General features: G+C 64.1%; 14 protein-coding genes. 7 read left to right on the top strand and 7 right to left on the bottom strand.

The window, feature by feature from the left end; translation table 11 throughout:
• Positions 1-416 precede the first annotated feature (416 nt).
• Positions 417-1,469: an NADP(H)-dependent aldo-keto reductase gene (locus tag NCS58_RS07015; protein ID WP_061117430.1), complete on the bottom strand. Its 1,053-nt coding sequence runs from the start codon at positions 1,467-1,469 to the stop codon at positions 417-419.
• 166 nt (positions 1,470-1,635) lie between these two features.
• Here NCS58_RS07015 and NCS58_RS07010 point away from each other — a divergent pair, with 166 nt between their 5' ends.
• The 5 genes from NCS58_RS07010 (at position 1,636) to NCS58_RS06990 (ending at position 4,722) form a co-directional block, all read left to right on the top strand.
• Entirely contained in the window at positions 1,636-3,060 is a 1,425-nt protein-coding gene (locus NCS58_RS07010; RefSeq protein WP_250538186.1) for an MFS transporter, read from the top strand.
• A 54-nt stretch (positions 3,061-3,114) separates the two neighbouring features.
• Positions 3,115-3,312, top strand: coding sequence for a hypothetical protein (locus tag NCS58_RS07005; protein ID WP_086960877.1), 198 nt, complete (start codon positions 3,115-3,117; stop codon positions 3,310-3,312).
• A gap of 167 nt (positions 3,313-3,479) precedes the next feature.
• Positions 3,480-3,872, top strand: a complete 393-nt coding sequence (locus tag NCS58_RS07000; RefSeq protein ID WP_250476587.1) for a hypothetical protein — start codon at positions 3,480-3,482, stop codon at positions 3,870-3,872.
• Between the two features lie 4 nt (positions 3,873-3,876).
• A complete protein-coding gene (locus tag NCS58_RS06995; RefSeq protein WP_250476586.1) occupies positions 3,877-4,224 on the top strand; it encodes a hypothetical protein in 348 nt (115 codons plus the stop codon).
• Positions 4,225-4,260: 36 nt separating this feature from the next.
• Positions 4,261-4,722: a lytic transglycosylase domain-containing protein gene (locus tag NCS58_RS06990; protein ID WP_250476585.1), complete on the top strand. Its 462-nt coding sequence runs from the start codon at positions 4,261-4,263 to the stop codon at positions 4,720-4,722.
• Here NCS58_RS06990 and NCS58_RS06985 read toward each other — a convergent pair.
• Together NCS58_RS06985 and NCS58_RS06980 are read right to left on the bottom strand one after the other, a co-directional pair.
• Positions 4,688-5,041, bottom strand: coding sequence for a putative quinol monooxygenase (locus NCS58_RS06985; protein ID WP_061117436.1), 354 nt, complete (start codon positions 5,039-5,041; stop codon positions 4,688-4,690). The genes NCS58_RS06990 and NCS58_RS06985 overlap by 35 nt on opposite strands.
• Before the next feature lie 70 nt (positions 5,042-5,111).
• Positions 5,112-5,849: an SDR family oxidoreductase gene (locus tag NCS58_RS06980; RefSeq protein ID WP_061117437.1), complete on the bottom strand. Its 738-nt coding sequence runs from the start codon at positions 5,847-5,849 to the stop codon at positions 5,112-5,114.
• Positions 5,850-6,082: 233 nt separating this feature from the next.
• Here NCS58_RS06980 and NCS58_RS06975 point away from each other — a divergent pair, with 233 nt between their 5' ends.
• A complete protein-coding gene (locus tag NCS58_RS06975; RefSeq protein WP_250538185.1) occupies positions 6,083-7,114 on the top strand; it encodes an acetylserotonin O-methyltransferase in 1,032 nt (343 codons plus the stop codon).
• A 31-nt stretch (positions 7,115-7,145) separates the two neighbouring features.
• On the opposite strand, the gene NCS58_RS06970 is transcribed toward NCS58_RS06975, so the two are convergent.
• The 3 genes from NCS58_RS06970 to NCS58_RS06960 form a co-directional block, all read right to left on the bottom strand.
• Entirely contained in the window at positions 7,146-7,349 is a 204-nt protein-coding gene (locus NCS58_RS06970) for a hypothetical protein (protein WP_061117621.1), read from the bottom strand.
• A 113-nt stretch (positions 7,350-7,462) separates the two neighbouring features.
• Positions 7,463-7,855 (bottom strand): DUF5594 family protein, encoded by a 393-nt coding sequence (locus NCS58_RS06965; protein ID WP_061117439.1) that lies wholly within the window; start codon positions 7,853-7,855, stop codon positions 7,463-7,465.
• Positions 7,856-7,889: 34 nt separating this feature from the next.
• Positions 7,890-8,192: a hypothetical protein gene (locus NCS58_RS06960; RefSeq protein WP_061117440.1), complete on the bottom strand. Its 303-nt coding sequence runs from the start codon at positions 8,190-8,192 to the stop codon at positions 7,890-7,892.
• A 503-nt stretch (positions 8,193-8,695) separates the two neighbouring features.
• Between NCS58_RS06960 and NCS58_RS06955 the strand changes: the two genes are divergently transcribed.
• Positions 8,696-9,055 (top strand): hypothetical protein, encoded by a 360-nt coding sequence (locus NCS58_RS06955; RefSeq protein WP_250538184.1) that lies wholly within the window; start codon positions 8,696-8,698, stop codon positions 9,053-9,055.
• Positions 9,056-9,275: 220 nt separating this feature from the next.
• Here the strand turns inward: NCS58_RS06955 and NCS58_RS06950 are convergent, their stop codons facing one another.
• Positions 9,276-10,598 carry an IS256 family transposase gene (locus NCS58_RS06950; RefSeq protein ID WP_250538183.1) on the bottom strand — a complete coding sequence of 441 codons (1,323 nt, stop codon included), beginning with the start codon at positions 10,596-10,598 and terminating at the stop codon, positions 9,276-9,278.
• Positions 10,599-10,811: the final 213 nt, after the last annotated feature.

The following is a 10,811-nucleotide window of genomic DNA, read 5'->3' as shown; positions in this document are numbered from 1 at the left end:
CACCCCCCCCCCCCCCCCCCCCCCCCCCCCCCGCCCCCCCCCCCCCACCCCCCCGCCCCCCCCCCCCACACCCCCCCCCCCCCCCCCCCCCCCCCCCCCCCCCCCCCGCCGCCCCCCCCCCCCCCCCCCCCCCCCCCCCCCCCCCCCCCCCCCCCCCCCCCCCCCCCCCCCCCCCCCCCCCCCCCCCCCCCCCCCCCCCCCCCCCCCCCCCCCCCCCGCGCCGCCCCCCCCCCCCCCCCCCCCCCCCCCCCCCCCCCACGGCGGTATTACGAAAAGGATGCGCGCACTGCACGCCTGCGGCATCCTTCGGCACGATTTTCAGGCGATGCGCTGATCCGCCGCGCGAACGTCAATGCTGACACATTCGCGGCCAGCCCATCCGATTCTTCGACAAATCCCTGAGCAGACAGGAAATTTCAGGGCGCCGGATTCGGCTGGCGTTCGTGCAGCGCCTCGATTTCGCTCAGAATTTCCTCCGACAGTTCGACGTTCACGCTTTCGATGTTCTCTTTCAACTGCGCCATCGACGTCGCGCCGATCAGCGTGCTCGTCGTGAAGGGCCGCGTGTTGACGAACGCGAGCGCGAGTTGCGTCGGCGTGAGGCCGTGGCGCTTCGCCAGTTCGACATAGGAGGTGATCGCGGCGATCGCCTGGGGCTTGCTGTAGCGCTGAAAGCGCTCGAACAGCGTGATGCGCGCGCCGGCGGGACGCGCCCCGCCTTCGTACTTGCCCGACAGCCAGCCGAAAGCGAGCGGCGAATACGCGAGCAGCCCGACGCCTTCCTTATGCGTGAATTCCGACAGGCCGAGCTCATACGTGCGGTTCACGAGGCTGTACGGATTCTGGATGCTGACGATCTTCGGCAGCCCCGCCTTTTCGGCCGCGCGCAGGAACTGGGCGACACCCCACGGCGTTTCGTTCGACACGCCCACATGGCGAATCTTGCCCGCCTTCACGAGATCGGCGAGTGCGGCGAGCGTTTCCTCGATGGGCACGCTGTATTCGTCGTCGATATACGGGTATGCCGGGCGGCCGAAGGTCATCGTGCTGCGATCGGGCCAGTGCAACTGGTACAAATCGACGTAATCCGTCTGCAGACGCTTCAGGCTGCCGTCGATGGCTTCGTTCAGGTTCTTGCGATCGAACTGGTTGCCCGCGCCGCGGATATGCCGCGGATTGTGCGGCTGGCGCGCGGGCCCGGCGATCTTCGTCGCGAGCACGATGTCGCTGCGTTTTGCGGGATGCTTCGCGAGCCACGTGCCGATGAATTCCTCGGTGCGGCCCTGCGTCTCGGGGCGCGGCGGCACCGGATACATTTCGGCGGCATCGATCAGGTTCACGCCCTCGGCCAGCGCGTAGTCGATCTGCTCGTGCGCTTCGCTTTCGGTATTCTGCTCGCCCCAGGTCATGGTGCCGAGCCCGATCAGGCTGACGTCGAGACCCGAATCACCGAGTTTCCGAAACTTCATTGCTCATTCCTCTTGTTGGCGTTCTGTTTGCGCGCTGTCGGCGCGTTGTCGGAAATGCTGCGTGGCTGGTTTTCCGGCAATCGCAAAAACTACCATAGCCGCGAAAGCTCTGCTCTCGCGGCTAGAATGTCAGGCTTCCAATGAGACATGCAGGAGCGCCCGACCGATGCCGTCCGCAAGCAATCGCGAGAAAAAAGGCTCGTCGCTCATCGTCACGCTCGTCGCGGCGACCTTCTTCATGGAGAACCTCGACGGCACGATCATCGCCACCGCGTTACCGCAGATGGCGCGCTCGTTCAACGTGCATCCCGCCGACATGAGTCTCGGCATCACGGCGTATCTGCTCACGCTCGCCGTATTCATCCCGATTTCCGGCTGGGCGGCCGATCGCTTCGGCCTGCGCACCGTGTTCGCGAGCGCGATCGCCGTCTTCACGGCGGCGTCCGTGCTGTGCGCCACCACCTCGACCCTGCCCGCCTTTGCCGCCGCGCGCGTGCTGCAGGGCATCGGCGGCGCGATGATGGTGCCGGTCGGCCGGCTCGCCGTGCTGCGCGCGACGCCCAAGGAAGGCCTGATGCGCGCCATCGCGATCATCACGTGGCCCGGGCTCGTCGCCCCGGTGATCGGCCCGCCGCTCGGCGGCTTTATCACGACGTATTCGTCGTGGCGCTGGATTTTCTATCTCAATGTGCCGCTCGGTCTGATCGGCCTGCTGCTGACGCTGCGTCATATCGGCAACGAGCGCGAGGACCCGACGCGACGCTTCGACCTGCCGGGCTTCGCGCTCTGCGGCATCGCGTGCACGACGCTGCTCTACGCGATGGAGCTCGTCGGGCGCAGCGACGGCGACTGGACCTTCGTCGGCGTGCTCGTCGCGGTGGGCGTGGCGGCGGGCATCGCTTCGTGGTGGCATCTGCGGCGCGCGGCGCAGCCGGTCGTGGATCTGTCGGCGCTGAAGGTGAAAACCTTTGCCGTGGCGATGGGCGGCGGATCGCTCTTTCGCGTCGCGATCAGCGCGGCGCCTTTCCTGTTGCCGCTGATGTTCCAGGTCGGCTTCGGCATGAACGCGTTCGACTCGGGCCTGCTCACGCTTGCCGTGTTCGCGGGCAATCTCTCGATGAAGCTCGTCACCACGCCCGTAATGCGTCAGTTCGGCTTTCGGCCGGTGCTGATCGTCAATGGCGTGCTCGCGGCGCTGTCACTTGCCGCGATGAGCCTGCTCACGCCGACGACGCCCAAGTATGGGATCGTCGTCGTGCTGTTCGCGAGCGGCCTGTCGCGCTCGCTGCAGTTCACGGCGCTCAACACCCTGAGTTTCGCCGACGTGCCGAAGGCGCAGATGAGCGGCGCATCGGCGCTCTCCAGCACGCTTTTTCAGATGACGATGGGCATCGGGGTCGCCGTCGGCGCGATCGCGCTGCGCATCGGCGAGTGGCTGCACGGGCACGATGCGCATGCCATCGGGCCGGAGGATTTCAGCGTCGCGTTTCTGATCGTCGCGTTCGTGGGGCTGCTCGGCGTGCTGGATTTGTTCGGGCTCGCGAGGGATGCGGGCGCGCTCGTGTCCGGGCATCGGAAGCCGAAGGTGTGATGCTTTTATGACATGAGGGCTCAAGCATTCGCGGCCGGTGCCGTAATCCCCGGTATGAACTCCCACACCCTCGACTCGCTCGCCGCCCTGACCGAAACGGTTGCCGCCATCCGCCACGCGCGCGGCCTGAAGAATCCCCACGATTTACCCGAAGGCTCGCCCGAGCGGCAGATCGCCGCCGACGCCTTCGCGGACGATTTCCTCCGCGCACTCGATGCCGAGCCGAGCATCGGCGCGTGGTGGCCCATCTGAGCGATCCGCAACATCGCGGCATCGTTTGACGCGATCCGCGTTAGCGGATTTCTCGAATCGCTGTCTTCTGAGTCAAGTTTTGCTATTTGGCGAAACGTTTGCGCGCGGCTATCAAGTCGCGCGCAGGCGCGCCGTCAACCCGCATATCACCATGACTCAATCAGGAGATGCCAGTGAAGGGGGCAGCGTCAATTTTTTTCGCCATCGCCGTCGCGTTCGCCTTGGCCGGCTGCGCGCCGATGCAGACGGCCAGCACGACCCAGACCGACAAGCCGGCGTTGAGCGCCGACATCATCCGCTTCGAGATTCCCGCCGACGCCCTCGGCGCGCGCGACCCGCAACTCACCGCGATCCTCGCGAAAGCCGGTGCGCTCGCCGCCGCGCAGAAGCAGCCGACGACCATCCTCGTCACCGCGCTCGCGCAAGACTTCCCGTATCTCAACCAGGCGATCTGGAAAGGCATTCCCGCCCGGCACACGGTCAAGCTCAGCCTGGAAAACCTGACCGCCGGCGCGCGACAGCCGTACAGCGTGTCCATCAGGCCAACGCAGGGAGGCTGACGCGATGCGCCGAATCCTGATCCAGAGCCTTGCCTTCGCAATGTCGCTGTCGACAAGCGCCTTCGCCGGTCCGCTCGACGTGAGCGCGCCCGCCTCCGTGCAAACGCTCGCGGCGCTCGGGCCCGCCGTGCAGAAGGTCTATCCGCCCTTGCCCACGCTCGCGATGCTGCCCCCCGCCGCCGCCGACGACGACGAACCGCCCGCCAGATCCGCGAGCAGGAAAGGCAAGAAAACGCGCCGCGTCGCCGATTGCAGATGCAGCGGCCCGGAACCGCGCCTCGTGGTGTCCGACGAATCGCGCACGTATATGAAGGACGTCGAGCATCGCATCGACATTGCGCTCGCGCCCTGAGCGATGCGCGTCCCATTCCCGAAGGAGCCACGTTTCATGTTCCGTTCGACCCATGCCGCGCTCGCTGCCTGCGTGCTGCTAGGCGCATCGCTCGCGGCCAGCGCCGCTCGCGCCGACGATTGCTTCGAGCAGGCCGGCGCCTATCAGGGCGTGAATCCCCTCGTGCTGCGCGCGGTCGCCTGGCGCGAATCGAAAGGCGATGCCGCCGCGATCAATCGCAACGCCAACGGCTCGCTCGATATCGGCCAGTTGCAGATCAACTCGATCCATTTCCCCGACCTGGCGCGTCAGGGCATTCCGCATCGCGCGCTCGCCGATCCGTGCATCAACGTGTTCGTCGCCGCGTGGCTGCTGAAGCAGAAGATGGTCAAGTACGGCAACACGTGGCGCGCGATCGGCGCATATCACTCGGAATCGCCGAAACATCGGGACGCCTACGCGCGCAGCATCCAGCAGATTCTCGTCAACTGGGGCGAGCTGCAGCCGGCGATGCGTTGAGCGCGCTCCGTTCGTAGGTTCGCACCGGCGTCAGGAATTCGATCGTCCGCTCACGCGCGAGCAATTGCGGCAGCACGGCCTCGTATGCCTGCCGATACGGCCGCCCGAGATGATGCGCACGGAAATGCGCGGCAGAGCACGCCCACGTTTCATATAGCACGAGCGTGTCGGGATCGTCCGCGGCGCGATGCAGATACGTGTTGATGAAATCCGGCTCCTCGGACATGCGTTCCAGCACATCGAGAAGACGCGTTTCCAGTTCTTCGCGATGCTCGGGCTTGCCCGGCAGATGCACGACGAACGAAGTGATGTCACTCATGATGGATACCTCGCGTTGCACGGACCGCGCGCGCGGCCCGCGCTCGACTAAAAGCCGACTCAAAGCTGACTCAAAGCTGACTCATGCCGCCGTCGATCACGATCTCCGTGCCGACGATGAAGCCCGATTCCGGCGATGCCAGGTGCAGCACCGTCGCCGCGACTTCGCTCGACTTGCCGAAGCGTCCGAGGGGAATCTGGCTCTGGAGTTGCGCGGCGGCTTCATCGACGAGGCCGAGCTTGCCGTGCAGCGGCGTCGAGACGGGGCCGGGGCTCACGACATTCACGCGCGCGCCGCGCGGCAGCAATTCCGCCGACAGCGTCTTCGCGAGCGAGATGAGCGCCGCCTTGCTCGCCGCGTACACCGACGACATCGGCATGCCGATGTGCGCGTTGATCGAACCATTCAGCACGATCGACGCGCCTTCATTCAGAAGCGGCACCAGCGACTGAATCTGGAAATAAGGCCCTTTCACGTTGATTGCAAAGGTTTCGTCCCAGGCCTTTTCGTCGATCTCGGTGAACGGCGCGAACGTGCCGACGCCCGCGTTAATGAAGATCGCGTCGAGCCGGATGCTTGCATCGACCAGCGCTTGCGCGAGTTCACGCGCGGCGCCGACCGTGCCGGCCACGTTGCGGATGGCGATGGCGTTCGCGCCCAGCGAAGCGCGCGCCGTGGCAAGCGAGCTTTCGTCGCGCCCGGTGATGACGACCCGCGCGCCTTCGGCTGCAAATGCTTGCGCCGCCGCGAGACCGATGCCGCTGTTGCCACCGGTAACCAGAACTGTCTTGCCGTCGAAGCGATTCATGACGTTCTCCTTGTGAACGTTGATCAGTGTGAAGTGATTATGGGCGCGCGTTTGCGTAAATCCGTACGATGCGGTTGCCGCACTCGTTCGATATCGTCGAACGTGTTCTCGTCTACGTGATGCGGCCCACATATCACCTTGAAGCTGACGGGAACGGGTCCTACAGTTACGCAGACTTTCCAGCCTGCTTACAGCTTCGCCATTTCCTCGTATCTTCGACAGGGAGGCGCATCATGCAGGACGCGCAAGGCGGCATGGCCGCACAGCCGAATCCGGAGCGGTTGCTGCAGATGGGAATGGCGTTCTGGGCATCGAAAGCGTTGCTCTCGGCGGTCGAGCTGGGCGTGTTCACGCAACTGGCGAGCGGAGCGCGCCAGGCGGACGACCTCGCACAGGCACTCGAACTGCATCCGCGCGGGGCGCTCGATTTTCTCGATACGCTCGTCGCGCTCAACCTGCTGACGCGCGAGGACGGCCGCTACGCGAACGCAAGCGACGCCGACTTCTTCCTCGATCGCAACAAGCCTTCGTATGTCGGCGGATTGCTGGAAATGGCGAACGCGCGCCTCTACCCGTTCTGGGGATCGCTCACCGAGGCGCTGCGCACGGGACTGCCGCAAAACGAATCGAAGCACGGCGGCAATGTCTTCGAGACGCTTTATAGCGATCCGGCGCGTCTGCGCGGTTTTCTGCAAGCGATGAGCGGCGTGAGCATGGGCACGGCTCAGGCGATCGCCCGGCAGTTTCCGTGGAGTGAGTACGGGACTTTCATCGATATCGGTGCGGCGCAGGGGGCGCTGCCGGTGCAGATCGCGCGGGCGCATCCGCATCTGACGGGAGGCGGCTTCGACCTGCCGGTGGTCGGACCCGTTTTCGAGGACTACATCGCGGCGAATGGACTGCAGGACCGGCTGCGCTTTTATCCTGGCGATTTCTTCAAGGATCCGTGCCCGTCAGCGGATGTGCTCGTGATGGGTCACATCCTGCACGACTGGAATCTGCCGCAGAAGCTCGAACTGCTTGCAAAGTGCCATGCCGCGCTGCCGCCGGGCGGCGCGCTCATCGTATACGACGCAATCATCGACGACGAACGCCGCGAGAACGCGCTCGGCCTTTTGATGAGCCTGAACATGCTGATCGAGACGCCGGGCGGCTTCGATTACACCGGCGCGCAATGCTGCGCCTGGATGAAGGAAGCCGGATTTTCAGCGGCGCGCGTCGAGCCCCTGATGGGACCGGATTCGATGGTGATCGCGACGAAGTGAATCCGTGGCGCGCCGCGCGCGTGACGCTTCGTCAGCGGTCGTTCGACATCCCTTTCAGGCGATCGTTGCCCGCGTCGCGGGCGGCGTCGGCGGTGGCGAAGTTTTCTTCGGAGACAAGGGTGCGCTTCACTTCGCGCGCCGAAAAATCGACGAGCGTCAGCACCCACACAAAACCACCCGCCTGTTCCGCGGTCTGCACGAATGCGCGCAGATCGCCTTCATTCGACGATGCCATACCGACCTCCACGTTCATGTTGATGCGCCCTGCCGGCGCCACGCGCGGCGTGAGCGCAGGCTGACGATACGTCGGCTGAACGGGCGCTAACGGGCGGCAGCCGGCCGCCGTGATCAGGCTTCGAAATCGAGACCGCCGAACAGAACCGACGGTTCCGCCTGCGAGCGCGTCGCGAGAGCGACTTCGCGCGCGCCCTGCCAGGCGTCGAGCTTTGCGGCCATCGCGTCGAGATATCGCAGGAATCGGGCCTCGCCGCCGATGCCCATCAGGCGTTCGATTTCTCCATCGTCCCAGGTCAGAAATACATTCAGCGGATATGGATAGACGCACCGATCGTCGCCCTCGCGGTGCGCACGCTCGGCGCTGACACGCAGACGCGTCGGCACGGCCGTGCTCTCGTATGGAAGGATCTCGACGCGCACGCCGCGCCCGAGAACACGCGCCACGCGCTCGACGATGCGGGGCGCATACGCGGTCTCGAACCGGAGCGCCTTTTGTCTATTCAACGCTGGTCTCCGGTAGCGTCGTTTTGCAACGTGCTCAGACGGGCGGCAGGTCTTCGAGCGATTTCTCGATCTGCCCGTCCTGCACGCGCGCCTCAATGCCGATGTGCCCGTTCGTATACGGCAGGGCGCTGACTTTCGGACCGAGGAAGGCACGCCCGCCGAGCGTGAAGAGCGTGCGGACTTCCTTGCCGCTTTTGAGGGCGTCCACGACTTGCTGAACGTCCACGATGCTGGTGGGCGCGGCCCAGTCGTTCGTGGCTGGATCGAAACTGCCCCAGCGCACGCTGGTCACGCGGTCGTTGACCCAGCGCACACCGTCGATCGCCAAAGTAGTCATGTCTGCCTCCAATGTCGTCGTTGGGGGGTGGTTTGGAAATCCTAGCATGGTGGAGCGACGCGGGTGAACGTTTGCGTCACAGACGCCGGAAAAGCAAAAAGCCCAGTCGAATGACTGGGCTTCTTGCATGAATTCTCGGTGGGGTGGCTGATGGGACTCGAACCCACGACGACAGGAATCACAATCCTATTCATCTAGCCTTATTGGGCAAGCAAACTCGCCATTGCAATGGGAACGCAATCGAAATTTGGATCGTTGATTCTACAGGCTTTTTCTGACTTCGTTCCCAGAAATTGGCGTCGGAAAGCTCCGGCGCCATACTGTATATCCATACAGTACAGGGAGGCTTGGCATGGGCCTATTCCAAGGTGATCGCGACGTAGAGGAAGTGGAAATGACGGCGATGTGGTGCCCGGTCTGCGCGAGACGGCTCACGCGCGATGAGTTTCAGCCGGCGGGTGGTGACATGCCTGATCGGTGGATGTGCGGAGACTGCGATTGCATTGTCAACGAATACGACGACGAATACGAGCAACCGCAATGGATCGCGGCCGCAGAAGATCAGGTCCAGGCTTGCGATGGGTAAGAACGGAAGTATTCTGCTGCGCGAGCTCGCTTCTCGCGTGAGCCACATCGACATCGCGTGCTCTCGATGCGACCGCAAAGGCCGGTATCGACTCGCCAAGCTGGTCGCGCGCCTCGGAGATGATTTCCCGATGACGGATCTCGGCGCCGAGCTGGCAGATTGTCCGCGCAGGAACGCGGCCGCGCATCACGAGCGGTGCGACGTGTATTTCGCCAGGCTCGCGCAGATTATGACCGGTGACGAGCAAACATCAACGTCGACGCCAGAGGAAGCCTGAGTGTCAACGGGCGGCGGAGCGAAATGCAGTGTTTCGCTATCAAGCTTGAATGCCGCGCATCGTCCAAAATAACATCGAGCGTTTGCATGGCGCTCGGATTCATCTAAAGCCACTTAGCCCGGCTGTGTTGAACTGCACCCCAAAAGTTGGACAACCGTCCAACGACTTGGGGCAATGTCCCAAAGTCAGTTGAAGGTTGGGACGGCGGGTGCAGCATAGATTAGGCAGCCTTTAGATCGTGGTCAATGGGTTTTTCAGTCGGTTTGGCAGTGGAGCGTTGCAAGGCAGTGGCCAGCACCCAAAGGTCCTTTACGCCCAGGATCTTGCGGAAGTGCTTCTCCGCTTCGAGGAAACCTGCGGCAGTCCAGCGCAAGGCCATGTCGGCGTCGCGATAGCGCTTCACTCGCCCGGCCACGCGGCGCACGGCACCGTTTGGATTTTCGATAATGTTGGTCGTCGACAGGCCACGCATGAGCGCCGGCGTGAGCCCGAGTTCGTTCACCGTGAATGTCTCCTCCAGCCCCTCCAGCAGCGCGGCCGAGGCGTCCGGATAGTCGGCCTTGAGCCACGCCGCGTGCGTCTTGAGCTTGGCCATGCCTTCCTTGGCCGGCAGCTTGTAGGCCGCTTTCATGATCGCCGCTGTTTGCGAAACGCACTCGCGCGGAAGACGCTCAAGGACGTTGCGCTGCTTGTGCACACGGCAGCGCTGCACGTGTACACGTTCACCGAAAAACTCCTCAATGGCGGAGCGCAGTGCCTTGGAGCCGTCGATCACGAACAGGTATTCATGGTCCGTGGACAGGCCGCGCTCGCTCAGCCCTCGCAACAGATCCTTGACGACCTGGGCGTTCTCGCTGGAACCGCTCGCGAGTCCTAGGAGGTGTTTATCGCCGGCGCTGTCCACGCCGATGGCGGCGATGATGTGCCGTGCGTCAACGATAATGCCGTCGATGTAGATCGCCAGAAAGTCCCTATCGTGGAAACGCCGTGCCATCAGATCGGCCAGCGCTTTCTCGCTGGCCTTGATGAACTCGCGCGAGACGCTGCTTTTGGAGATGCCGACGGTGCCGGCCATCTCGGGCAGGACCTTGCCATATTTGCGCGTCGAGACGCCCGTCACCATGATCTCGTGCATGCGCTCGGCCAGCCGCGGATTCTCAGTCAATTGCGCGTAGGCCGGGACCTGCATTTCGCCGCCGTCGCGGTGCCGCAGGCGCGGGCGCTTGACGCTCAATTTGCGCTCGTCCATCACGATCTGGCCTTGTTGCGAGCCGTGCCAGCGGATCTCGCCGCCTTTGCGGCCCGGATGCTTCTCGCCCGCGACCTCCGTCGCGGAAATCACCAGCAACTGCTCGACCAGCCCACGGCCGGCCTCGTGCATCAGTTCGTCGATGCTTGCACGAGTGTTCTGGAGCAGATCGAGCATCGGCAGCAGGAGCTGACTATTCTCGGCGAAACAGGCCCGCAGCCGGTCTTCGTTCTGCTTGGCGACGATGTTCAAAGGCGCGCTGGCCTTGGAGGCCTTCTTCTTGGTAGGCTTCATGTGGCGGTTCTCCTTGGTTCCCTATTCGGGAGGTTGGTCCTGGAAACCCGATTCTCTCGGATTCCCAGAGGGAACCGCCGCCTTCAACCTTCAACTGCGCCTGGGACATTGCCCGACTTGGGGTGTTTTTTATGACCAAGCACAGCGCGCAATTTAAGCGAGCCGTCGTCGAAGACTATCTGTCAGGCAAATATGGTGGTAGTGGAGCAGTGG

The sequence above is a fragment of the Caballeronia sp. INML3B genome (genome assembly GCF_023631305.1).
GTDB classification, from domain to species: Bacteria; Pseudomonadota; Gammaproteobacteria; order Burkholderiales; family Burkholderiaceae; genus Caballeronia; species Caballeronia turbans.
This window is presented reverse-complemented; position numbering and strand designations above follow the sequence as displayed.